At 46.8% G+C, this 24,730-nt stretch carries 23 protein-coding genes; 1 reads left to right on the plus strand and 22 read right to left on the minus strand.

Translation table 11 applies throughout. The annotated features are described in order from the left end of the window. Nucleotides 1–10 precede the first annotated feature (10 nt). The gene (locus FO446_RS26450) at nt 11–1,219 is read right to left on the minus strand and encodes a TolC family protein (protein ID WP_237899525.1); all 1,209 of its coding nucleotides are present in this window, start codon (nt 1,217–1,219) and stop codon (nt 11–13) included. Between the two features lie 272 nt (nt 1,220–1,491). Between FO446_RS26450 and FO446_RS26455 the strand changes: the two genes are divergently transcribed. Then, nucleotides 1,492–2,151, plus strand: a complete 660-nt coding sequence (locus FO446_RS26455; protein WP_237899527.1) for a YigZ family protein — start codon at nt 1,492–1,494, stop codon at nt 2,149–2,151. 76 nt (nt 2,152–2,227) lie between these two features. On the opposite strand, the gene FO446_RS26460 is transcribed toward FO446_RS26455, so the two are convergent. The 21 genes from FO446_RS26460 to nuoI all read right to left on the minus strand — a co-directional run bounded on the left by FO446_RS26460 (nt 2,228) and on the right by nuoI (nt 24,658). Beyond that, nucleotides 2,228–6,745 (minus strand): S-layer homology domain-containing protein, encoded by a 4,518-nt coding sequence (locus tag FO446_RS26460; RefSeq protein WP_232773928.1) that lies wholly within the window; start codon nt 6,743–6,745, stop codon nt 2,228–2,230. Between the two features lie 174 nt (nt 6,746–6,919). Continuing rightward, the gene (locus FO446_RS26465; RefSeq protein WP_173610486.1) at nt 6,920–8,020 is read right to left on the minus strand and encodes a glycosyltransferase family 4 protein; all 1,101 of its coding nucleotides are present in this window, start codon (nt 8,018–8,020) and stop codon (nt 6,920–6,922) included. Nucleotides 8,021–8,047: 27 nt separating this feature from the next. Continuing rightward, on the minus strand, nt 8,048–8,785 hold the full coding sequence (locus tag FO446_RS26470) for a WecB/TagA/CpsF family glycosyltransferase (protein WP_048035063.1): 738 nt from the start codon (nt 8,783–8,785) through the stop codon (nt 8,048–8,050). A gap of 124 nt (nt 8,786–8,909) precedes the next feature. After that, nucleotides 8,910–9,368, minus strand: a complete 459-nt coding sequence (fabZ, locus tag FO446_RS26475) for a 3-hydroxyacyl-ACP dehydratase FabZ (RefSeq protein WP_173605649.1) — start codon at nt 9,366–9,368, stop codon at nt 8,910–8,912. 172 nt (nt 9,369–9,540) lie between these two features. After that, the gene (locus tag FO446_RS26480) at nt 9,541–10,062 is read right to left on the minus strand and encodes a CDP-alcohol phosphatidyltransferase family protein (protein ID WP_088909731.1); all 522 of its coding nucleotides are present in this window, start codon (nt 10,060–10,062) and stop codon (nt 9,541–9,543) included. A 130-nt stretch (nt 10,063–10,192) separates the two neighbouring features. Continuing rightward, a complete protein-coding gene (locus FO446_RS26485) occupies nt 10,193–10,447 on the minus strand; it encodes a DNA-directed RNA polymerase subunit beta (RefSeq protein WP_173610485.1) in 255 nt (84 codons plus the stop codon). A 35-nt stretch (nt 10,448–10,482) separates the two neighbouring features. Then, the gene (locus FO446_RS26490) at nt 10,483–11,316 is read right to left on the minus strand and encodes a flagellar hook-basal body protein (RefSeq protein ID WP_173610484.1); all 834 of its coding nucleotides are present in this window, start codon (nt 11,314–11,316) and stop codon (nt 10,483–10,485) included. A 15-nt stretch (nt 11,317–11,331) separates the two neighbouring features. Continuing rightward, nucleotides 11,332–12,321 (minus strand): flagellar hook-basal body protein, encoded by a 990-nt coding sequence (locus tag FO446_RS26495; RefSeq protein ID WP_173610483.1) that lies wholly within the window; start codon nt 12,319–12,321, stop codon nt 11,332–11,334. Nucleotides 12,322–12,328: 7 nt separating this feature from the next. Next, nucleotides 12,329–13,345, minus strand: a complete 1,017-nt coding sequence (locus tag FO446_RS26500; RefSeq protein WP_088909734.1) for a rod shape-determining protein — start codon at nt 13,343–13,345, stop codon at nt 12,329–12,331. 81 nt (nt 13,346–13,426) lie between these two features. Next, a complete protein-coding gene (spoIIID, locus tag FO446_RS26505) occupies nt 13,427–13,711 on the minus strand; it encodes a sporulation transcriptional regulator SpoIIID (protein ID WP_003388385.1) in 285 nt (94 codons plus the stop codon). A 180-nt stretch (nt 13,712–13,891) separates the two neighbouring features. Beyond that, nucleotides 13,892–14,626 carry a M23 family metallopeptidase gene (locus tag FO446_RS26510; RefSeq protein WP_237899529.1) on the minus strand — a complete coding sequence of 245 codons (735 nt, stop codon included), beginning with the start codon at nt 14,624–14,626 and terminating at the stop codon, nt 13,892–13,894. A gap of 87 nt (nt 14,627–14,713) precedes the next feature. Beyond that, the gene (spoIID, locus tag FO446_RS26515) at nt 14,714–15,730 is read right to left on the minus strand and encodes a stage II sporulation protein D (protein WP_237899530.1); all 1,017 of its coding nucleotides are present in this window, start codon (nt 15,728–15,730) and stop codon (nt 14,714–14,716) included. Between the two features lie 173 nt (nt 15,731–15,903). Then, entirely contained in the window at nt 15,904–17,229 is a 1,326-nt protein-coding gene (gene murA / locus FO446_RS26520; protein WP_016740202.1) for a UDP-N-acetylglucosamine 1-carboxyvinyltransferase, read from the minus strand. 18 nt (nt 17,230–17,247) lie between these two features. Further along, nucleotides 17,248–17,991, minus strand: coding sequence for a YwmB family TATA-box binding protein (locus tag FO446_RS26525; RefSeq protein WP_173610480.1), 744 nt, complete (start codon nt 17,989–17,991; stop codon nt 17,248–17,250). Nucleotides 17,992–18,088: 97 nt separating this feature from the next. Beyond that, nucleotides 18,089–18,319 (minus strand): DUF1146 family protein, encoded by a 231-nt coding sequence (locus FO446_RS26530; protein ID WP_047069796.1) that lies wholly within the window; start codon nt 18,317–18,319, stop codon nt 18,089–18,091. Nucleotides 18,320–18,423: 104 nt separating this feature from the next. Beyond that, nucleotides 18,424–19,956, minus strand: coding sequence for an NADH-quinone oxidoreductase subunit NuoN (gene nuoN, locus FO446_RS26535; protein ID WP_173610479.1), 1,533 nt, complete (start codon nt 19,954–19,956; stop codon nt 18,424–18,426). A 3-nt stretch (nt 19,957–19,959) separates the two neighbouring features. Further along, complete coding sequence (locus FO446_RS26540) at nt 19,960–21,492, minus strand: complex I subunit 4 family protein (RefSeq protein ID WP_237899531.1); 1,533 nt, start codon at nt 21,490–21,492, stop codon at nt 19,960–19,962. Beyond that, nucleotides 21,485–23,398, minus strand: a complete 1,914-nt coding sequence (gene nuoL, locus FO446_RS26545; RefSeq protein WP_221867361.1) for an NADH-quinone oxidoreductase subunit L — start codon at nt 23,396–23,398, stop codon at nt 21,485–21,487. The genes FO446_RS26540 and nuoL overlap by 8 nt, the downstream gene beginning before the upstream one ends. A 27-nt stretch (nt 23,399–23,425) precedes the next feature. Beyond that, nucleotides 23,426–23,737 carry an NADH-quinone oxidoreductase subunit NuoK gene (nuoK, locus tag FO446_RS26550; protein ID WP_007722089.1) on the minus strand — a complete coding sequence of 104 codons (312 nt, stop codon included), beginning with the start codon at nt 23,735–23,737 and terminating at the stop codon, nt 23,426–23,428. Beyond that, nucleotides 23,734–24,243, minus strand: a complete 510-nt coding sequence (locus FO446_RS26555) for an NADH-quinone oxidoreductase subunit J (RefSeq protein WP_173610476.1) — start codon at nt 24,241–24,243, stop codon at nt 23,734–23,736. The genes nuoK and FO446_RS26555 overlap by 4 nt, the downstream gene beginning before the upstream one ends. Nucleotide 24,244: 1 nt before the next feature. Next, nucleotides 24,245–24,658: an NADH-quinone oxidoreductase subunit NuoI gene (nuoI, locus tag FO446_RS26560; RefSeq protein ID WP_007722093.1), complete on the minus strand. Its 414-nt coding sequence runs from the start codon at nt 24,656–24,658 to the stop codon at nt 24,245–24,247. Nucleotides 24,659–24,730 lie beyond the last annotated feature (72 nt).

Raw genomic sequence — 24,730 nt, forward strand, 5'->3', positions numbered from 1 at the left:
TTGAATTAGGTTAATTTCCTAATGCATTTTCAAAGTTTACGACAGCCAAGTTGTAAGACAGGACAGCTTTTTGGTACTCGTTCTCACGAGTAGACAGCGCTTCTTCCGATTGGATCACTTCCAAAGTCGTCGCGAGTCCATTTTCAAAACGCAAATTTTTCAAACGATAGCTCTCAGCAGCAGAATCTTTTGCCGCTTTTTGGAAATCAATCGCCTCGCGAGCTGCGTTTAGGTTGAGGTATGCCTGTGCAACATCTTTCGAAACGGTACGTTTTGCCTCATCAATGGCAAGCTTCGATTTCTCGACGTTGTTGCGAGCTTGTTGACCAGAAAGAGTTGACGCCGCTGTATACTCGGCGATCAGCTTCACATTCAATTCTGCCAGCTTGAGCTCTTCTTCTGCTTTGGTAATTTCCAAACGTTTAGAGAGGGCCTGCTTCTCAGCATCTTCCATGGTGATCGAGATTGGAGCCATTTTCTTATTGGCAGAGACGATTTTCCATTCTTTTTGCAGATCAACACCAAGGAAATCGTTCAAATTCATCAGGGCAATTTCCAAGTTGTTTTCCGCAGTCGTCAACTGAGCTTTTGCACCAGCTACGCCCATTTCTGCTTCAAGAACATCAGTCTTCGCGTTCGTTCCAACATCAAATGCAGCCTTGGCTACTTTCAGTTGTGCTTCTGCACGAGCCAAGCTTTGTTTTTTTAGATTCACGTCATCTTGAGCAAAAATCAGTTTGTAATAGGCATCTTGTGCACCTAACTTGATTTTTCCTTCTGTAGACTTAACAGCGAGCGCATTCAGCTTCTTCGTCATTTCACTTTGGGCGCTTCTTACATATTTTGCTTGCGCTGCATCCAAGGATTCCAGCATGTCTGCTGTCATTTGTGCCGTGCTTCTGTAAGTAATCGAGTTGTTAATATCTGCATTTTTCGCATCCAGAATAGCATTTTGTAATGTGACGTTGGTTTTCAAAGCTTGTTCAATCGCTTTATCCAACGTCAACTCTTCTGTTGCGGCAGTATCAGGCGTTGTCGTATTCTCTTTGCCTGCCTCAGCTGCTACTTTATCGTTTGATCCTTGTACAGTCGTAGGTGCCTTTGCTTGATCGGAGCCTGTATTCGCAGATGCCGTCAAGGTTCCTGCGCCAAGGGCTGTTGTTAATAATGCCGCCAAACTGATAGACATCCATTTCTTTTTCGAATATGGAAAATTCACTGACTTCCACTCCTTTATTTTATATTGAGCATAAAATTATTAACCACATTAAATATGTGGTTTGTCCCAAGATCACTATATCACAGAGTTATCCTTCTCACACGCAAAATTATGCCATACCAGCATTTTCATAAGGGAATCATAAGGAACTCCTCCCTTTCCTTTTTTATTCCACAAGCACCACATAGAGTACTACGATTATGTGTCAAAAACATTTCAATGTTCGCCAACATTTCTTTGGCATGCTATCCTTTTCTTGAGGTGATTGTACGATGCTTACCCAATACAAAACCATCGCTGGCTACGGTGAGGACTATATCGTTATTGAGCGCTCCCGTTTTATCGGATATGCCCAGCGGGTTACCACTGAGGAAGAAGCGACAGCATTTATCGCGATGATCAAAAAGAAGCACTGGGACGCTACTCATAACTGTTCTGCTTTTGTCATCGGCGAAAACGATCAGATTCAGCGCTCGAGCGATGATGGGGAGCCTAGCGGTACGGCAGGCAAGCCGATCCTGGAGTGCATCAAGAAAAACGGCGTGAAGGATACGGTCGTGGTCGTCACTCGCTATTTCGGCGGAATCAAGCTTGGGGCTGGTGGACTTGTTCGGGCTTATACAGCTGGAACCGTCACTGCATTGAAGGCTGCGAAGATCGTGGTGCACACGCTGCATCAGACAGTCTCTGTCAGCGTGGACTATACGTGGTGGGGCAAGGTGGAGAACGAGCTGCGCCTTGGTGAACATCGCGTGAGTGGTACGGATTTTACAGACAAGGTGACTGCGCATGTGCTGATCCCTGAGGGTGAACAGGATGAGTTTGTCGCAGGGATGGTTGATTTGACAAACGGACAAGCTCAAATCGTGCTGGGGGAAAAGGAATATGTGGAGGTTCCTGTAGACGCGGTTGGCGATGTAGAAGAAGAGTAATTTCTCCATGAAAAAAGCTGAAGAGGCGATGACCTCTTCAGCTTTTCTTCTATTATATATGGCGAAATATCTCGGCTTACTGCTTAGGCAGTTTTTTGAGTTGGACCATCACACGAATAGTGATGACAGCCATTTCAGCACGAGTCAGGTTGTTTGTTGGTTTGAAGCTGTAGGTTGACTTTTTCTCACCTGGATTATCTATTTCGCCGTTCATCAGTTTCGCCTTGCTGACAGCAAGTACGGATGGAGCTGCATAGTAACTAACATCCTTGGCATCTGAGAACATTTTGTTCAAAGCCAGTTTGGAAGCATCGAGTGTACCCAATTTGAGATTAAGCGCACGCGAGATCATAATTGCTGCTTCTTCGCGAGTAAGATTTTCATCTGGACGGAAGTAGCCGGGTTGTTTTCCACGGATAATTCCAGCACGAGCAGCTGTCTCGATATATTTGTACTCATAATCCCACGAATTGCGATTCGGACGAACATCGGTAAAGGTTGGTTCTAACGGATCACGCTCGTTGCTATCCCGATATGGCCCAGCGTTAATTGGCAGATCCATTGCTTTAACCAGCATCGTTGCAAATTCGCCGCGTGTCATGTCACGGTTAGCCCCAAAGCTGCTTCCACTGTATGCTGGCATGATGCCTTTGGCATACAGCGTCTCAATTGCATCACGAGCGAAATCATGTCGAATGACATCATCGTATGTTTCTCTCGTTTTCATGACCATGTAATAACCAAAACCAGCAAACGGCACCGTAACAGTCTTTTTGCTTGTACTCACTACGCCACCAATATTTTTCCATTCATCCCCATTGTGGTAGAAAACGGTCAGGATGTTATTCGCTGCGTTAACAATGGATGGGTCGTATTTGATGGTAATTGTACCACGAAGGCTAGGAACCAGATTGTCTTGCCAACGACTCTTGAAGTCTTCCGCATCGCCTTCATCGAAGTATGGATCACGACCACCCGGGGCTTCTGTATCACCTGCATCTACATAGTACAGGGGACTTGCATAGTTGAAGTTAGCTTCCAGAACCAGTCGTTCTTCCAGATTATCCTCGTCGATGGATATTTGTCCTGTTGTCCGATCTGCCATACCGAAGTATAGAGGTACATCGACAAAAATATCTCCGCTTGGATTCTTCACTTCTTGACCAGCACGGCTATCATCTGGCGACAGCAATACTGTACCTTTCGGGAACTTCAGCTCAAATTGCTTATCAAACACACTAAAAGCAGTTTTCTTTCCTAATACATCGCGATATTCTGCACCATTTACAGTTGAGCTCGCATTGTAGATTTTGATTTCGTCTTTATAGGTGCTATCGCCAACCACGACCGAGAACTTAATTGCGTTTAGACCTTTTTTAAGTGGAACAGTAGATGTAAACACATAATAAGTCTCTGGTATGGTCTTGCCCTGCTTGTCATCGTAATAGAAGTCAGGATTGCTTGTATTGGTCACTTTTGCTTCTGTTTTTCCGAACAATACTTTGTCCGCATTTTCCGCAAACACTTTCACAACTGCACTGTTACTATTTACAATAACGTATGGATCGTTTTCTTTTGCTTTTACTGGGGATAGAACTTCCCAGCTGGAATATTTCTGATCGATGTTGATGTCATAGCGAATGACAGTACCATTGTCATCTTCAGCTACGATGGTGTAGACCGTTGTTCCACCCTTTTTCAAAGTCAGAGGGAAAAGGGCCAGTTTCTGTTCCTGTTCCTTGGCATCTGTCACGGCGTCTTGTACTTCTTCAACAAGATCACCATATTTCTTCGTGTTCATCTTCCCTTCAAATCGGGAACGAGACTGTGAATCAATGTTTGTCTCGTCAAACAAGTCTTCCAAATCATTATTCAACGATGCTTCCAGGCGCGCTTTTACGTATTCCTGGTTCGTCGTATCTTGTTCCCAATCTCCACTCTTGTAGCGGAAATCATTGATCCGTTTTCCGTTCTTTTCGATGTAGACATGTGTTGCATCATTTACAGTAAAGCTCAAGTTGGTCAAGAAGTTGGCACCTGTTTTATAGGATGCATCTCCAGCTTTCTTGGTCAGCTCTTCAGTATCACCATTGGAGATGATCTCCAGCTTCACATCCTCGACAGATGGCGTCTTGGATGAGTTATAGGAAACGTTATAGGTGAATACTGTTTTTGGATCATCTTTCAAGGTGATTTTCAGGACGTTGTTGCCTTTTTTATATTTCAGCTCATCCTTCGCAATAAGGAACGTACCTTTATTTGTGTCAATATCACTATCTTTAATATTGATTTTTGTACCATTTAAGGTTGCCTCAATGTTACTTGTGGTGCCACCCTTCAATACATAGTTGTACACTTTCCCATCGAGATTTCGGATGTCATTCTCACTCTTTACTTGATATCCATCTTCAAAACTGCGTACCTGTCCAGTTGCATCTACATATGTGATTTGAGCAAATGGGGTAATGCGAATATCCAGAGTGTAAGCAGCAGATAATGAACCCGCTGCACCAGTATATCCAATCACCAGTTTTCCTTGACCCTGGGGCAGCTTTTTCAGAGTAAGCGTAAAATCATCTGTCCCAGCTGTAATTACATAGTCTGTTCCTGAAGTTAACGCTTGCCCGTTATACGTGATCGTTGCAGTAGTTGGATCTGGTATATTTTTCGTAACTGCTTTCAATTCCAACGGTGAAGTAACAATGATATTCGCAGCCGTTGGAGACAATACTTGTGCATTTGCCAAATTAATCACTTGTGAAATGCTCGGCTTAGAGCTATCCAAGTATTTGAATTCGTACTCGTAATTCGCAACATTAATGAAACCCGATGGAGACGTTACAGAATTATCCGAAGCCTTTGTCAGGTATTGATAGCTCAAAGAGACCTTGTACGTTTTACCGTCCACGAAGCTACCTGCAGGTATCGTCGTCATATTTACCGCATATTCCGTAAATCCACTTTGCGGGTTGCCAATCTGTGTATAGCCTACCCCGTCGGCACTCTTGTATTCTTTTTTTGTTGCACCTTCGGAAATTGTAACCTTGAATTCTTGGAACTGCTGCTCACCAGTAATATCTACAAATTTCAGCAGTGCCGAACCATGCAGTGCCATAACTGGAGAAGTTGCTGGACCTGATATCGTCGCTTGCTGGTTAGGCAGAAGTGGTACTCCATTCAACATTACTTTGTAAAATTGATCCGAGCTTCCTGAGGATGTAGTGGTGACTAACAGCTTACGAACAAAGGTCCCTACCTCTTTGTTTTGGTTAAAGACTCTGATTTCCAAAGTATTTTCGCCAAGCTGGGATGGTACACTCAATCCAAATGAACCAGTACGGTTCACCTGTGTTTTAACTACATCACCTGTACGCAGGTTTTTCACTTCAACGGTATCTGCATTTAGCGCTTTCCCGTCCAGATTCAAATTAAGACGGTTGAGCGATGGAACCGTGATATAAGTCGGACTCGTGTTGACATTCGGATCGTTCAGTGGTGTATCATTTACTTTCAAATCACTAACAAGCGGTGTGTTGTTGTATTGAACATAGAACTGGTAGTGTTCTTTGGTTACATTTCCTACCTTTTCGTAAAAAGCGATCTGATTCAGCCCGGGCTTCAAGCTGATGTTATTAAATGTAAAAGTGCTACCATTAATCGTTGGTGCAGTGTTGGCTAAGTCTTGAATGGAGCTGCCGTTGTTCGTAATCAGCTTCAGTCTCAAGCTACTTCCCGTTACTCCACTTCCATACGTACCGATCAAGGTAATAGTTGAGTCCCCATAAATCACTGGAGTATAGGCTGTCGTTCCTCCAGAGAAGTTGGTAATGGAGATCGGGCTGTTCTGTGAGTTGTACTCGTAATATACAATGGCACGTTCTCCTGTATTCGGTGCAAACAACTGAACTGCATTCAGACCAGGAGATAAATCGATATCTGGCAAGGTACCTTCGGAACCGGTTACGGTTCGAACGGTTACTCCGTTTACCTGAACTTCGACAGCTTGTGATTTATCCACTGCGGATGAGACAGTATATTTGTATTTTAAATTCGTTACTGTTCGATTGGTTACCTTGATAGGGTCACTTTGATGCTTACCCGCTCCGGCGTTATCAAAAATTAGCGGACCTGTTCCTGGAGCAGCAGGGGTTGGTGTGTACTGGAAATAAATCTCTGCTGTATCGTTCGTTGGATCCACCGTTACTTTTGGCTTCACTGTAACTTTTGTTACTGCTCCACTACTATTCAGTTGAAAATCAGGCAGTGTAATTTTTTCGTTTACAAATAGTTGATTGTTCGGAAGTGGAACATTATCAATTAAAACATCAAAACCTTGGCCATTTTTAGTGGCATCCTTGTAGAAAAGCTCGACTTGGTATACCAATTTGGATTTTGTCTTAATCGGGTCGCTATAACTTGTGCCCCCCCCGCTGATGACATAGCTAGATGGTGGTGTCTTGATACCTGACGTAGTATTCCAATTGGAACCCAGCGCCGCAAAAGCTGGTACCGCTGGCATAACACCTGTAACAATCAGCATCATCGTCAGGCACATTACCAGCCAACGACGGAATTGTTGATAGGACTTGTTCATATTTTCACCTCTCCGTTTTATTTTTGAAACCTCTTATGTGTCCCACACTATTAATGGGACAATGTAATTCTCCCTATCTTTATCGGACAATTCCCTTCTTCACTTAAGTGTTTCCCCCTAAATATTGGCGAAAAAAAGCCCTAGCACCATTAGATGCTAAGGCTCTGTTTATTTTTAGTTCGTCCGACGCTGTTGCTCGGTCTGTTTAATTTTGATCCGTCTGTAAGCGTTAATCAACGGACGGTGACGGCGACTAACGAGGCCAACGATCTCCGTTCCAAGATGAATGGCTATCAGCAGCGCGACCATGACAATAATCGTAGTCCACTTCGTCGTCTTCGTCAGCAGGATCGCCATCGTCCCGAAGAAAATGCTGATCGAGTAAATCGTGAGTACAGTCGAGCGGTGCGACAGACCCATGTTTAGCAAGCAGTGATGCAAATGCCCTTTGTCTGGGCTCGAAATCGGCTTTTTGTTTACGATCCTGCGCACGATGGCGAAGAACGTATCCCAGAGCGGTACACCCAGCACGACGATTGGAATGATAAAGGAAACGAACAACGCTTCTTTAAAGCCCATGATCGATAGTGCAGCCAGGTTGAAGCCCAAGAAAAGCGAACCGGTGTCGCCCATAAACAGACGAGCCGGATGAAAGTTAAAGTAGAGAAAGCCCAGGATCGCTCCAAGGAGCACGAAACAGTAGGTCGCTACCTTGTAATCATCCATCAACAAGGCCATGACACCCATTGTCCCTGCAGCAATTGCTGATACACCTGCCGACAGTCCATCTAGACCGTCAATCAGGTTCACCGCATTCGTTACCCCGACAATCCAAAACATTGTGATCGGAATCGCCAGCCAGAAAAGCCAGCCACTGCTGAAATCAATGCTCCCGCTATACGGTAGATTCACGACGCCAATCTTCAAGCCAAAAGGAATGACGACAATCGCTGTTGCGACTAGCTGGCCAAGCAGCTTCCATTTTGGCGAGAGTTGGTATTTGTCATCGAGCATGCCTACGACCATAACAATCGTACTTCCGATGAAAATTCCCAGCATTTCTGACATGGTTGTATGTGGGACAAATAGGAAGAACGCAACCAGATAACCGATATAAATCGCCAAGCCACCCATACGTGGCATGATTCGCGTGTGTACTTTGCGCTGGTTCGGAGCATCCACAGCCCCTACTTTTACAGCCAAGTTTTTTACATACGGTGTAGCAATAAACGATATGATCAGCGAAGTCAGAAATCCGAGGATTAGTGTAGACATCGACTGTTCTCCTCTCTACGGATGCATCTAGGAACGGCTACTCCATTTTTCTTTCAGTACGGTTAGAACAAACCGAGGAATAGCCAGTTGACGCTTCCAGCGTGAAGGCTCAGAAGCAAGTCGATAAAACCATTCCAAATGCAGTTTTTGCCAAATCTCGGGAGCGCGCTTTACTTTCCCGGAAATGACGTCAAAGCTGCCGCCTACCCCCATCATTAAGGAGGCATTTAACTGATCGCGATACTTCGCCATCCATTCATCTTGTCTGGGCGCACCCAGTGCGACGAACAGGAGCTGTGGTTTCGCTTCGGCAATTTCTTGTACAATTTGAGTTTCTTCCTCTGGGCGAAAATAGCCATCCCGACATCCGACGATTCGGGCGTTCGGATAACGAGCACTCAGTTTGTCTTTTGCCAAATGAATGACATCCGGCTTGGCGCCGAGTAAATACACGCCCCACTGATGTTGATCGGCTTTCGCCATGAGCGCTTCCAGAAGCTCCACACCGGTAACGCGCTCATAAATTGGCTGATTCGTCCATTTGGCAGCGTACACGATTCCAATTCCATCTGGAACGACATAGGCTTGTTCTACAATAGAACGGAAAGCGCGGTTCTCTCTCGCTACCATGACGATTTCCGGATTGGCTGTCACCACGTGGGTCTTTTGACCGCTTTGTATGCGCTCTGTTATATGATCGACAGTCTCACGAAAACCGCGAGTCGTAAATGGCACATCTAATATGGTTGCGACCTGTTTGGTCATTTCTTCACCTTCAAGTGCTTGTTAGTAAATGAATGTTTAAAAAGACGGCTTTTTAAACTACCTTCTCATGGATGGAGTTGCCCATTAGCCATTCTACCCGAAAAGAAAGGCACATTCAAGATGATCATGAATGTGCCTTATTTCCTGCCGTCAGGGCAAACATTAATCCGCCCTCTGCTACTACTTTTCCATTTACCAGTGCTCTGCCATGCCCTTTGCCGACGGTTCCACGTACACGAGTAAGCTCAACCTCTAGTACCAGCGTGTCTCCCGGCTTCACCTGATCTTTGAAACGGAATTCATCAATGCCTGCAAACAGTCCGATTTTTCCTTGATGTTCCTCCATGCTGAGCATCGCTACTGCCCCAACCTGTGCCAACGCTTCCACAATAAGGACGCCAGGCATGACTGGATAACCAGGAAAATGGCCTTGGAAAAACGGTTCATTTACCGTAACATTTTTAATTCCAACTGCTCTTTTTCCTAACTCCAGCTCTTCAATTTTGTCTATCAACAAAAACGGGTAACGGTGTGGAATGATTTCCTGAATTTGCATAATATCCAAAGGCGCTTTGATTTCCATTATGTATCGCTCCATTTCCATACTTAACTAGACTTGTCTATGCATGAATACCCTTTAACCAACGAAACAATATACATAACTCCCGCCCCAGTAAAACGGTCAAGCGGGGTTAAGATAAAAGGGGCACTTCCTCCCCAAAGCGGAAGTGCTCTTTTTCAACTTGCTGGAACCCTTACACGCGGTTCAATAGTCGAGCCTTTGCCAGATAAATCGCACTCGCAATAAACGAGAACGCTATAACCGACCAAAGTATCGCTTCACTGTACTCATAACGGTACATAACGAGCGGAATGACCAGATACAAAAGAACGGTTGTCAGCTTGCCATAGGCATTAGCCGGGACAGTTTTTTTGCCACGGAAATGATAAACAGCTCCTGTTACTATCATGGCCAGATCGCGCACAAAGAAAAACAGGGCAGCCCATACACTGATTCGATCCGTCAAAAATAATGAGGCGATGACCGCCAGCATCATTAATTTATCTGCCAGAGGATCTAACATCATTCCGATGGTGGTCACAAGCTTATGCTTCCGCGCGATGTACCCGTCCGCAATATCGGTCACTCCCGCCAAAATCAAAATGCCTAAAGCGATTTCAACATGATACGGAAACTCCGAAAAAAAGACATACAGGTACAAAGGGATGAGCACGATGCGAAAGATCGTAAGCAAATTAGGAAGATTCACGGACATCCCTCCGTATTCAAATCGTCACTTCCTTTTTCAACCACTCGACCTATTATACTCTGTGGACAAACACCACAACAAGTCCCCGAAAAAATAGGAGCCCCAACCAAAGGTTCGGGCTTGTCCAGCTTCATTTTTACGTATCCTCAAACATTAAATCCCACATATGTTTGTAGGTTCCTGGATCGAATACTTCAGACATTGGCTTCTTGCCAACTCCACCGTATCCGATCATCAGACCAACGACCAGAGAGAAAAACAGCAGGAGTGGGACCAGCACCATCTTGGCAACTCTCAGCCGCCAATTTTTGCCGCTCCGTTCCCGCTCTCTTGCTTTTGACTTAACCTCTTCGGTCTGACGCGGGAAACGTTTGCTCTTCCCTTGTTCCATGCTCCTCTCCTCCGTCATGTTGAATTTATATGGCTTTATCTGCTTCTCAATTGGTTCGCAATACCCATCATTTGATCACTGATACCAATTGCGCGTGAGTTCAATTGATACGCACGCTGAATGTTCACCAGTTGGGACATTTCTTCTGTCATGCTGACGTTTGATGACTCGAGAGCACCTTGGCGCAATGTTACACCATCATCATATGCACTGGTGTATTTACTTTGCGGTCCTGCTCCGAAAGCCAATTCGGCATCAAACAGATTCTCACCGACTTGCTTTAGCTGATCAGGGTTCTCTACATTCCATACACCAATTTTTACAGGTGCCGGCATTCCGTCCGCACTGAAAGTACCATCAGGGGAAATCGAGATATTTTTTACTGGCTCCGGGAATACGATATTCGCACCATTTTCGTCTGTCAAAATATGGCCAGACGTGGTGTGCAGTACGTATCCCTTGTCATCATCATCATAAGACAGCTTAAAAGAACCATTACGCGTAAAGCGACTTTCTTCATCCACGGTGATCTTACTCGCATCTTTGATTTTACGAGTGACCAAAAAATAGCCATCTCCTTCAATCAAAACATCTGTTGGCACATCTGTCTGCTTGAGACTGCCTTGACCGAGATCCAGCTTGGTCATGGCAAGATGCGCTCCACTACCGATTCTTATCCCCACTGGTGTATTGCGATTTTGGTTATCCGCTGCCGGCTGCTCATTCATTGAGTCTGTGAGAAGCTCGGAAAACGATGCTACCCTGCGCTTGTACCCAATCGTATCAATGTTCGACAGGTTGTTGGCTGTATTGTCCAACGCTTGCTGAATACCGCGCATAGCTGATGTGGAAATATTAAGCGACTGCATCCTTCCTACCTCCTATTATCCATTAACCCGACCAATTTCATTAGCAGCCTTGTCCAGCGTACCGTCAATCGTGGTAATTACCCGTTGGTTCGCTTCATAGGCGCGAAGCACACTCATCATACTCGTCATGGTTTGTGCTGGGTCTACATTCGACCGTTCACGCCAGCCCTGTTGTGTACCGAAACGTCCCGCGACCATAGGGGTATTGTACGTACCAGCTGCTATAGCAGCCTGATCGTTGGCTTCTGCCAAATCGATCCCTTCCACTGGTATATCGCCTTCAAATCGGAAAACATTCGTTCCTTCACGTACAAGCTTTAGCGGATCGGTTACCACTGCAAGTCCCAATCTAGCATGAGTAGGAAGCGCCGTATACTGTTCTGCTTTGGTGATTGGATCAATGGTAACTTGCATCAATTCGCCACGCTCGGAAATTTTCAGGTTTTGACCGACATTGGTTCCGAGTGCGGGATCATGGTTGATTCGTATCGCCTGATTAGAGCTATCCAGCACATAATATCCTTCCGCTGTCACCAGGTACCCGTCCGAATTCACGCTCCAGTTACCATTTCTCGTATAGCGGATATCCTCTTGCTGTACTGGCTGTGCCAAATCCGCTTGTTCAATCCGTGCCACACCGTAAAACAACCGCCGCTCATTGCCATCCTGATCTGGCTGAATATTGTCCATCAACGCAATATCATATGGATTGCGTGTCTCTTCAATATCCCCCTGCGCAAAATTCGGCAGCGCCTCCGCCATGTATACCCCTGTGTTCAGACGCCCGATAATGGCAGGCTGCCCAGGCATAGTAGGGATGCCCGGAACATCCAGTCCCTCATGATCATTCATGCGCGAGAGCAATTGCTCCGGAAATGCACGCATGACACCCACGTCCTGTTTGAACCCGGGTGTATTGATATTTGCTAAATTGTTCGCCAGCGATTCTTGCCTGTTCTGCAAAGCCAGCATGCCAGATGCAGACGTATACAAGCCTCTGATCACTTAAATCTTACCCCCTGAATAATCGCTTATTCGAGTTAGCCGGCATCTTGTCCAAATAGTCCAGCATCATTCCTGTTCCTTTTGCAACGCACATCATTGGCTCGTCCGCTACCAGCACAGGAACCTTCAGCTCCTCTGCCAGAATCTCGTCAATACCGTGCAATAATGCGCCGCCACCGGTCAGGAAAACACCCTTATCAATTATATCGGCAGAAAGCTCCGGAGGTGTTCGTTCTAAAACAGATTTTGAGGCTTGTACAATCGCACTCACCGACTCAGCCAGGGCTTCCTGGACTTCATTGGAGCGAATGGTAATCGTTTGCGGCAAGCCGCTTACCATGTCTCGACCTCGAATGTCCATTTCGTCCTGGCGTCCGCCGGATACGGTTCCAATCTGAACCTTGATATCTTCAGCCGTACGCTCTCCAATCAGCAATTTGTATTTATTTTTTATGTAACGCATAATAGCCACATCGAATGTATCGCCTGCTATTTTAATGGAGGAAGACGTGACAATATCGCCCATCGACAATACCGCTACATCGGTCGTTCCCCCACCGATGTCCACTACCATATTTCCGGACGGCTGAAAAATGTCCATACCTGCCCCAACTGCGGCAACTTTCGGCTCTTCTTCGATAAATACTTCTCTTGCTCCACCGCTGCGCTCAGCTGCTTCGCGAATGGCCTTTTGCTCAACAGAGGTGATGTTGGTTGGGCAGCAAATCAAAATTCGCGGTCGGGCAAACATGCTCTTCCCACCAATTTTGTTTAAGAAGTGCTTCAGCATGGCCTCTGTGATTTCAAAATCCGCGATAACCCCTTCTCGCAAAGGTCGGATCGCTACGATATTCCCTGGGGTGCGACCTACCATGCGATAGGCTTCATTTCCCACGGCCAAAACTTTTCTGGTTTTACTATCTATTGCCACGACAGATGGTTCGTCTAGGACAATTCCCTTGCCTTTTACAAAAACCAAGACATTGGCCGTGCCCAAGTCGATTCCGATATCTTTGCCAAACATGAAAGGTCCTCCCTGATTACCAGTTACATTTCTACCTAATATCATAGGCTCTTCTACGTGAGAGGACAAGGAAATTCTTTCTTACACACTCTCCTCCTGTTCTACTCGTACTTTTTTACTACGCCGTTTGTACTTGATTTTGGTCGCTTCGCCCCCCCGAAGATGTCTGATGGCTTTGTGATATTCCAAAATTTCCTTAACCTGGTTCGCCAACTCTGGATTTATCTCAGGCAGCCGCTCAGTCAAGTCCTTGTGCACAGTACTTTTCGAAACACCGAACTCTTTGGCGATCATCCGAACCGTATTTCTTGTCTCTACAATATATCGGCCGATTTTGATGGTCCGCTCTTTGATGTAGTCGTGCACATTACTCGCCTCCTTGTATCTACATTGTCTGATACAATATATGGGTGCGTAGGGACACATATTCTACGTTTCCAAGCCTGACAAGCCAGCACGGCCGCATCTTTTTTCAACAGTTTGTACAACACGCAAAAAAACACCCGCAATTGTTGTATTTTGCAGGTGTTTTTCTACATTCATTAGTTATTGATTTTTTACTTCCGTATCAGCCTGAATCAAGTATTGCTCTGGATTGACAGGCTTTTTATCAATGCGAACTTCGAAGTGAAGATGTGCGCCAGCGTCTTTTTCAAAGGTGTTGCGTCCAGCAGACCCGATTACTTGACCTTGTGTCACTTCATCGCCTGGTTTGACTGTTACGCTTTCCAGACTTTGATAGATCGTAATCATTTTGTCTGCGTGCTCAATCTCAATCTCGTTGCCGACAAGTGGATCGTTCACCACTTTTACTACTTTGCCCGCAAGAGCCGCGACGACATCAAAGCCCTTGCCATCCGTGGATACGAGGTCAATACCTGTGTGCGGATAGAAGGAGTTGTCAAAGCTCACCAATGCTTTTTGCTGACTCTCCTTGGAGGCTTTCTCATCGTAGTAGTTCATGCCCACATTGTACTGTACGCCTTTTCCTACTGGCCAAGCGAGTGGTTGTACGCCACTTGTAGCAGGTACTGCTTCTTCGTTTTGCGGTGTAGTCGTCTCAGGAGCTGCAGGAGTTGTCACTGCCACGCCATCTGTGCCATTCGTCATTTTGGATACCGTGTCCATGACATTGCCCTGATACCACATCACAAAAGCGAGAATGATTGCTGCGGTGCCGATGTAGATTGCAGGAAACGCCCATTTCTTGCCCAAAACTTTTTTCCAAGAACTTGCCTTCTTGAATGGAATCGGTTGATTTTGATTTTTTTGATCTTCCATTTTATTCATCACCTCATCCCTCAGTATCGCCAGAATTTTGGCGTATAAACCTGAGAGAGTAGGGAAAAGTAAAAATTTGCTTTGCTTTTAAGCTGGGATGATCCTTTTATACTCTTGCAGACTAATTCCTTGATAGAAGTGTTTGACGATTTGCTCCGCGCTTTTGCCGCTTTTGGCCATTCCATTTGCTCCCCACTGGCTCATCCCGACACCATGACCGTACCCTTTGGTCGTAATGAATACCTGATTGCCGCGCAAGTCCAACGTAAAGGAAGAAGAATTCAAATTGAGCTTTTCACGAAACTCTCTTCCTGTAAACTCCTTGCCGCCAATGCTGATGGTTCCTACGCGATTTCCGGTTGTACGCGATTCGATCCGATACCAGGAACCATTGGTAGAGGCCTCCTGCGTGAGCTTGACGCCCAAATTCTTTTCTAGCTCCACCGTGGACATGACGACCGTTTCCTCATAGCGAGGAGATTGAATATCCCAAGGACTCGCAACGCTCTTCAAATAAGGAATGGGCTTTTCCCAGTATTCATCCGAGTTCTCTGTAAAACCATTACTGGTGGAAAAAAACGTCGCGTCAATGGGCTCGTTCTGGTAGGTCAGGATAATCCCTGCTGTTGCCATCACTGCTTGCTGGATGCGTTTGTTTTTCCATTCGTACTGGTCTCCCCAACGCTCACGCCGTTGCACTTCATCCATATAGACTTGATGCTGCACCGTATCCAAGACCTGCCCGCCTGAGGGCACATCATCAAACTTGCCCTCTTTTAATCGGCGCACGATATAGGTTCTGGCCGCCAACGCCTGTGCTTTTAAAGCCTCCAGCTCAAACTCGGCTGGCATTTCTGCCGCTACGACTCCCGTAATATACGTTTCTAGCGGCAATGTTTCCACGGTCTTTTTTTCTGTACGGTACACCTTTACCGGCAGAGAGGAAGCGGATTCCTTCATCGCTGGTATGGCAGGCTCCGAGACGGCCACAGTTGGCTGACTGACAGGGCTTATTGCTGGTGAAAACCAAAAGACCAGAGCAGCAGGCATCAGGACGAGCAAGATCGGCAAAGCGATAAACCACATGAGTAGATAGCGTTTCATGCAAGAGATCCTCCCCGTTACGTACTAGACACGAAAAGTCTTAAATAACCTACTAAAGTCTATGTTCAGTAACAGAGCGGTAGAACGAGAGAATGAGAGAGTCGAGAGAACGAAAAAAAGACCCCCTGCATCCGCAGAGAATCTTTCGTTTTGCCATATGGTTGACGCATTTATCAAGCAAAATTAGGAGAGAAGCTTACTTTGATGGTTTCGGAAACGGCTTTTTCACGAGCCTTTTCTTCTGGGACCACGCGTTCTACATCTGCTCCCAAAGCCAGCAGCTTTTCCGTAAAGTTCACGTAGCCACGGTCAATATGGTGCAGAGCAGAGACCTCAGTCTCTCCTTCCGATACGAGCCCAGCCAGTACAAGTGCTGCACCAGCACGCAAGTCAGTTGCTGCTACCTTGCTGCCTGTCAGCTTGGAACCGCCTTCGACGATGGCACTGCGGCCTTCGATCTTGATGTTCGCATTCATGCGGCGGAACTCTTCCACGTGCATGAAGCGGTTCTCAAATACTGTTTCGGTCACAATGCTCGTTCCTTCTGAAACAAGCAAAAGCGCCATCATTTGCGACTGCATATCTGTCGGGAAGCCAGGGTATGGCAGCGTTTTGAGGTCAACTGCTTTCAGTGGGCCAGTACGGCGTACACGAATGCCGTTTTCTTGCTCCTCAATGTCCACGCCCATTTCACGAAGCTTGGCGGTCACGGATTTGAGATGATCGCAAATCGCACCTTCCACAAAGACGTCCCCACCGGTAATCGCTGCAGCCACCATGAAAGTTCCTGCTTCGATACGGTCAGGAATGACACAATGTGTGCAGCCCTTCATCTTTTCCACGCCTTCGATGCGGATCGAACCTGTACCCGCACCGCGGATTTTTGCTCCCATTCTGTTCAGGAAGTTCGCCAAATCAACGATTTCCGGCTCTTCTGCCGCATTTTCGATCAATGTGGTTCCCTCTGCCAAAGCAGCGGCCATCATAATATTTTCTGTTGCACCGACGCTAGCAATATCCAGGTAGATTTTCGCACCCTTCAATCGTCCTTCTACCGTCGCTTCAATAAACCCTTGTCCGATTTCGATTTTGGCTCCCATAGCCTCAAACCCTTTTAGGTGCTGGTCGATCGGGCGTGTACCAATGGCACATCCACCCGGAAGAGCGACACGAGCTTGTCCTTTTCTGGCTAAAAGCGGCCCCATCACGAGGAAAGATGCGCGCATTTTGCGGACCAGTTCATAGGACGCTTCTACACTCGTAAGCTTGGAAGCATCGATCGTCAGCACTTCATGATCATATGTAAGGGAGATTCCCATCGATTTCAAAAGGTCGCATATCGTCCGGACATCGTCGAGGCCTGGTACGTCTGAGATGACGCAAGTCCCTTCTTCTGCCAAGATAGATGCTGCAATAATAGGGAGTACGGCATTTTTGGCGCCAGATACTTTTACATTTCCAGCCAATGCCTTACCACCACGGACAATAATTTTATCCAATGTGTACCCCTCCGCGTGCTAATATTCCACAGTGATGATTGGTGTACCTACCGTAATCCATGTTCCAGAATGGCTGTCACGATGCGTAGCCACCTGTAGATTCATCTTTTGACCGTTTAACGCGATGAATGATTCCCACATAGGGGTATACCCTGAAATGCTGACAACCGTCTCATCTTGCAAACGTTCTAATTCTGTTGCCTGGAGAGTACCAAAAATCGACAATATTTTACCCTCCTGTTGGTCAACACCCATCTTAACATTGTACAATCCGCGAATACAAGTGCTAATTTGCGGAATAAAGTCGGCGCTTTGCAGGGCATTCGTGAAGGTTTCCTGTACTTGTCCAATATATAGTAGCGAATCACGGCTTCCAGATAACTGAAGTACTAGATATACAGAAAATGCTCCATTTTTAGGCACTCCTGTCACCTCGTAGCTCAGATCCACGCCGTTTTGTGTGTATGTAGTCCCATATGCGAGTATGTTGTGTTTACGCGATTGTTCGCTTGGGGAAAACGGAATCTCAAGTTGTTGTGCCCATTTCATCGCCAACTCTTTTACTTGTTCAGCACGCAGGCCTTCTCCCATCGCCGTACGCATACGTACCTGAACCGATACACCCGTTGCGCCTGTTTCTTCTAGTACTTTCATCATTTCTGTCACAACCGGCTTTTCTTCCTTTGCTTGTACAGGCATCCAATACACGGCCCCCATCACGAGCAATAGAGCCAGCACACACCAACCAGACCATTTCCCCATTGATATCCTCTCCCTATGCTTACATGTATCTCTTTGTACTTCTCATTTTGTACATGTAGCTGGGTGGATATACCAGCGAATCGTCGTCTTTGGGTATTTAGTTGAACAAATTCCCGAATGTCAGGGACCAGCCCAAGTAATCAAGGAAAAAGCGGGACAGTTCATATCCAATCACAATGGAAAGAAAAATTTGCAACAGCTTCGCCTGAGCACCATTTGGTTTTTTCAAAATTTTATCAAAGCGAAAGGATTGCAACGCCCACCAAGCGAGCCCAATAAACGCAATCGATAAAATGATGCTCAACAAGCCATATACTTCTTGTGACATGCTAGTTACCTCCTCATTGCCCAACCGAGAATCATAGAAAAAGGGACGGCCCGATCACGAGCCATCCCTTCTATTGTACCTGAAGTGCTATTCAGTTACGAGTATCACTGAGAGCTGGGAGAGAGCATGTTGCCAAAATCAAAGGACGGATTGAAATGAATCTGGATATAGTCGGTGACCAGACCCGGGAAAGCCCCGAAGAATACAGTAGCGATTGCCATGATGAGAATAAACGTCCAAATGCCTTTTGGCACAACCATCGGTGCTTCGGTTGTCCCAGGACGCATGTACATCTGACGAATAATCCCAAAGTAGTAGTAGTAGGAAATGACGCTGGTGATGATCATAATTGCCGCCAGCCAGTAGTTTTCTACCACTAATGTACCCATGAACAGATAGAACTTCCCGAAGAAGCCAACCGTAATCGGGATACCTGCCAAGGACAAGAGGAAGATGCTCATCGCGATTGCCATCACAGGCGAGCGATGGTACAATCCGGCGAATCCTTTCAAATCCTCTGTCTCTTGCTCACGAGATACAACCATAATCACAGCGAAAGCACCAAAGCTGACCAGCAGGTAACCGAACAGATAGAAGATCACTTCGCTGAAAAAGAGAGAGGTCGGCGGTACAAACGGCACGAGCAAATAACCCGCTTGCGCAATACCGGAGTAAGCCATCATACGTTTGACGTTTGTCTGCCTGAGCGCCATCGTGTTTCCGATAATCATCGAGGCCGCTGCCATCAGCCCCAGGTAGAGGCTTCCCTCTTCGAAAAAGAACCGTCCTGATCCCGTTCCATCGGAAACGTTGAAAAACGAGATCATCATTACTCGAAAGATCAGCGCGAACCCTGCTGCTTTTGACACAACTGCCAGAAAAGCAGTGACTGGGGTAGGAGCACCCTGATAGACATCTGGCGCCCACATGTGGTTAGGCGCTGCAGATATTTTGAAGGCAAGACCTACTGCGAGAAACGCGAACGCCGTATAGACAAGGAACTGATAGCCCGCCATTCCCGCTTCTGCCAACCGGAATGAGATTTCATAAATATGTGTGGTTCCCGTGAGTCCGTACACGTACGACATCCCAAACAGGAGCACAGCCGTGGCAATACTTCCCGAAACGACGTATTTGAACGCCGACTCGTTGGAAAGCCGCGATTTTTTTCGCAATCCGACCAGTACATAGGACGAGAGAGACAATAGCTCCAGTCCCACGAACAAGGTAATCAAGTCAGCCGAAGAAGCCATGACCATAGCCCCGAGAAGCCCGGTCAGCAGCAAATAGTAATACTCGCCTCTGTGCTGGACTTCCCCCGATTTCAGATAGGACAGCGAGATGAGAATGGCAAAAGCTGTCCCTGCCAGGAAAATCAGCTTGAACGCATTGCCGTAATCATCGATCCGGATCATGTCGATCATGTAGCTATATGGCTTATCGAGAGCATTCATATTGATGATCACAAAGATCGCCGCAATGACCGTGCCCAGGAAGGATAGCCAACCGATGACCTGCTTGCCAAGACGCTTGCCCGCAAAAAGGTCCAGCAGTGATAAAAAGGTAGCAAAGCCAAGAATGATAAACTCGGGCAGAAGGTAGCTCCAGTCATATGAGAAAATATCTTTAACCTCCATGGATTACCCTCCTATTCCCGTTACGATAGGTACGATCGTTTTCAGCGCCTGCTGCATCGGATTCCCCAGAACTGCCGGATAAACCCCGATGAGAATAATACATCCCAACAGAACTACCATCGGAATGACTTCCATCGGCTGTGCATCAGCAAGTCCTGTACATCTGCCTGGAGTAGGGCCAAAAGTTGTTTTCAAGATCGCTCTGAGTAAATACACCGCGGTGAGGACAATCCCGATCGCTCCCACTGCTGCCATTACTGGCAAACGACCAAACAGACCGAGGAAGGCAAAGAACTCACTAATGAATCCGGACATGCCCGGAAGTCCGAGTGAAGCCATCCCGCCTGCCAACAACACGCCGCTGACAAACGGCATGGATTTGGCTAAACCGCCCAAATCGTCGAGCAACGATGTCTGTGTCCGATCCCAAATGACACCGATCAAGAAGAAGAGCAGTGCTGAGATAAAACCGTGAGATATCACCTGGAACATCGCTCCCTGAAACCCGATCGTGTTCATCGAAGCGAAACCGAGCAAGACGATACCCATATGGCTGATACTGGAGTAAGCCAGCACCATTTTTAAATCCTTTTGTACGAAGGCCAGCACAGCCCCATACAAAATGTTGATAATCCCCAAAACTGCCATCCACGTAGAGAAATCGTAGGCCTGCTCCGGGAAGAAGCCGATTCCCATCCGCAAAAGGCCGTACGCCCCCATCTTCAGCAAAATACCGGAGTGAATCATGACGATTGAAGGTGGAGCCTGTACGTGAACGCGTAGCATCCACGTGTGGAACGGAAATACGGGCAGCTTGATCGCAAAAGCGATGAACATCGCTAGGAAGATGCCAAAACGCATTTCCGGCGTAAGGATTTCGGTTATCGGATGCCCTGGTGTCGTCAGGATCGCCGTGATTTCATCGATATTGAGCGTCCGCATGATGACAAAGATCACGATGAAAGCCAGCAGCATGATCCCTGAACCGATTCCGTTATACAACAGGAATTTGTTTGCTGCTTGTTCGCGCTCCCCATATCCCCAAATCCCGATGAGGAAGTACATCGGTACGAGTGTCAGCTCGAAGAAAATGAAGAACAGAAACAGATTGTCTGCAGCAAAGACTCCCAACATGCCGATCAGCAGCAGGTGAAACAGGATAAAATACTCCTTCTGCCTCTTCTTGATCTGCCATGAAGCAATTGCTGCAAGGGTACCGATAATCGCCGTCAGCAAAATCAATGGCATCGAAATACCATCTACACCGAGTTCATAGTTGATCTCAAAAGCAAAGACCGTGCCTGCCTGAGCCATTCCAATCGGAATCGAAATCCAACTGTGCTTTTCTACGAACTGCAGATTGGCTGTCTCGTAATCAAACATGCCGAACATCCAACCTGCCAAGATAAGTGCCGGCAACGTTCCAAAAATCCCGACCTGCTTGATCACACCTGCATGTCGACTGGGGATAAAAGCCATGACGAGAATCGCCAGCAGCGGAGAGAACACCAGTGATGACAAAAGGATATTACCCAAAGAGTCCACCTCCCTTGGCCGTCAAACTGATGGCGATGATCAAGAGTAACAGACCGAATATGACCATTGCTCCATAGGATTGAATCTGCCCACTTTGTACTCTTGCGTGCAAAGATCCGATTCCCTGGGTGATTTTTGCTGTCAATCCAACCAAACCGTCCACAATGTACTTATCAAATACATCTAGGACAAATCCAAGCCAGCCTAATGGACGAACAATGACGTTGTGATACAGCTCATCGATGTAGTACTTCTTGTATGAGAGCTGATAGAGCCACGGCATTGTTTCTGGAATCGTGTCCGAGGAGATGGATTTCTTGCCGTATATCAGGTAAGCCAGCACGACTCCAAGAATAGAGATCAACAGTGCCACAATCTGCAACCAAGCGGCCGCGTGCTCACTGCCTTCCACAAAAATGCTCGTGATTGCCGTACCTGTTTTCGTTGACAGCAACCAATCAGAGAGTAATGGCGCGTACGGTGTATTCACAAAGCCCGCGACAACCGCAAGCAATGCCAAGACCAAGAGCGGACCAGTCATGACTCCTGGAGATTCGTGAGCTTCGTGCTTGCCACGTGCCTTCCCTGCGAATGTCAGGAAGAACAGACGGAACATATAGAATGCCGTAAAGAATGCTGCTAAGAGCGCGATGAACAGCAAATCGTAGCGATGTGCTCCGTAAACAGCCCCCAGAATCGCTTCTTTCGACCAGAAACCAGCGAACGGAAAGATTCCCGCAATCGCCAAGCAACCGATCAAGAAAGTCAAAGCGGTGATCGGCATCTTTTTCCACAAGCCACCCATTTCGAATACATTCTGCGTATGTACGGCATGGATGACACTACCTGCTCCCAGGAAGAGCAGTGCTTTGAAAAAGGCGTGAGTCATCAAATGGAAGGACCCTGCTACATAACCAGCAGCACCAGCTACTCCCAATGCCAGCATCATGTACCCGAGCTGACTGACTGTGGAATATGCCAAGACACGCTTGATATCCCGTTGGGTCAAGCCGATCGAAGCTGCAAATATGGCGGTGAATCCTCCTACATACGCCACAACTGTCAAAGCCGTATCGGATGCGATAAACAGCGGATAGGTAGCAGCGACCAAATAAACACCAGCCGCAACCATCGTTGCTGCGTGAATTAATGCCGACACAGGTGTTGGACCTTCCATGGCATCAGGCAACCACGTATGAAGCGGAAATTGACCTGATTTTCCCATGGCCCCAACGAAAATGAGAATCGCCGCGAGCGTAATCATCCATGGTTCCAGTCGTCCGAGTGCGATACTCTCAAAAATTGCTCCGTACTCAAAGCTTCCGGTCCACCAGAACAACAGACATATCCCGATGAACAAACCAAGGTCCCCGATGCGTGTAACGATAAAAGCCTTTTTGGCGGCTGCTTTTGCCTCTCTCTTGAAGTAGTAGTAGCCAACGAGCAGGAAGGAGCATACCCCTACCAGCTCCCAGAAAATATATACTTGCAACAAATTAGGCGAGATGACTAATCCCAGCATGGAGAATGTGAACAGCGCCAGGTATTGATAGAACACCGGAAAGCGTTCATCCCCATGCATGTAGCCTTTGGAGTAGATTTGGACCAACAGACTGACTAATGTCACAATGACGAGCATCATGGCATTCAGCGGATTCACTTCGAAGCCCATGTTGATCACGATATCGCCAATATGCAGCCAATCTATCACATAATTGTAATCGGTTCCCCCACCCTGGAATCTCTCCCAGAAGATGAGCACTGCAATTCCAAAAGAAACAGCCGTCAGGGTAATGCCCACTATGGCCGCTCCTTCTTTCAATTGGCGACCAAATGAGACGATCACGATGAAAGCAAGAAGCGGAAACAGAGGGATCAGCCAGGCGTAGTGCATTAGAGTATCCATCTTTGTCCTCCTTTTCAGGTTTCCCTCTTATCGTTTCATTTGGTCCATTTCATCTACATTCACAGTCTCCTTGTTGCGGTACAGCGCAATCAGAATCGCTAACCCTACGGCAACCTCGGCAGCTGCAACCGTCATCGTGAACAAGGTAAAGATTTGTCCCGTCACGGATGGATACAGACCGAACTTGGAAAAGGCGACCAGGTTAATATTTACAGCATTCAGCATCAGCTCGATTGATAACAAGACGACGACTGCATTTCGTTTCGTCAATGCGCCATACAGGCCTACACAAAAGAGAATCAGAGCGACCATTAAGTAGGAGGAAATACTTACTGTCATTCGTTATCCCCCTCCTTTTTCGCCATGATGATCGCACCGACCAATGCGACCAGCAACAGAACAGACAACAGCTCAAATGGTATGACGAATTTGGTGAATACTTCGATACCGATTTCTTTGGCATTGTCTACAGGAGCATCTGCAGGTGGCGGTGGCGCAGGCCATGGTGTATTTTGCACACCCCAGAACAATAATCCGAACAGAACGATTACGAAGAGCAGGATAAAACGGTTTTTCCATGTCCGGCCTGTTCCCTCATCGTTCGCATCGTGCTTGGTCAGCATGATTCCAAAGAGCATCAAAATGGAGATAGCCCCTGAATAAACCAGAATTTGTGCGACCCCGACGAAATCCGCTCCCAACAAAACAAACAGACCTGCAATGCTGATAAACGTAACGCCCAATGAGATGACCATGTGGACGACGCGCGTAAAGCTGATCATAAACACCGCGCCACCGATCGTCAGAAGGGACAGGATAAAAAAGGCAACGAATTCACCTGTCATACTAATTCTCCTCCCTGACGTTCGTATTGTTGTCGTCGAGCCATTTCAAGTTTTTGTACAATTCGTCCCGGCTATAGGCAGCCAGTTCGAAGTTGTTTGTCATCACAATTGCTTCCGTAGGACAAACCTCTGTACACAGATCGCATAAAATGCATAACTCAAAATTGATATCGTACGTATCGATAATCTTTCCCTTTTTCTCCGGATCAGGATGGGGCTTCCCTGTCAGTTGAATACACTCCGTCGGACAAATGCGTGCGCATTGGTTGCAGACGATGCATTTTTCAGGAGAAAAGTGCTGAATACCGCGAAAGCGAGGCGGCATTGGAAAGGGCACATCCGGATAGAAGTGGGTTACTTTTTTCTCCGTGAGCTTTTTAAATGTATACCCCAGGCCTTTGGCCAGTCCTAGCATGTGTGTCACCCCTCAGAATTTGAGAACTTGGCTGCACCACGTTTTTGACGAAAGCAAGCTTTTGACGAAGCA

The organism is Brevibacillus brevis (assembly GCF_022026395.1).
Lineage (GTDB): Bacteria > Bacillota > Bacilli > Brevibacillales > Brevibacillaceae > Brevibacillus.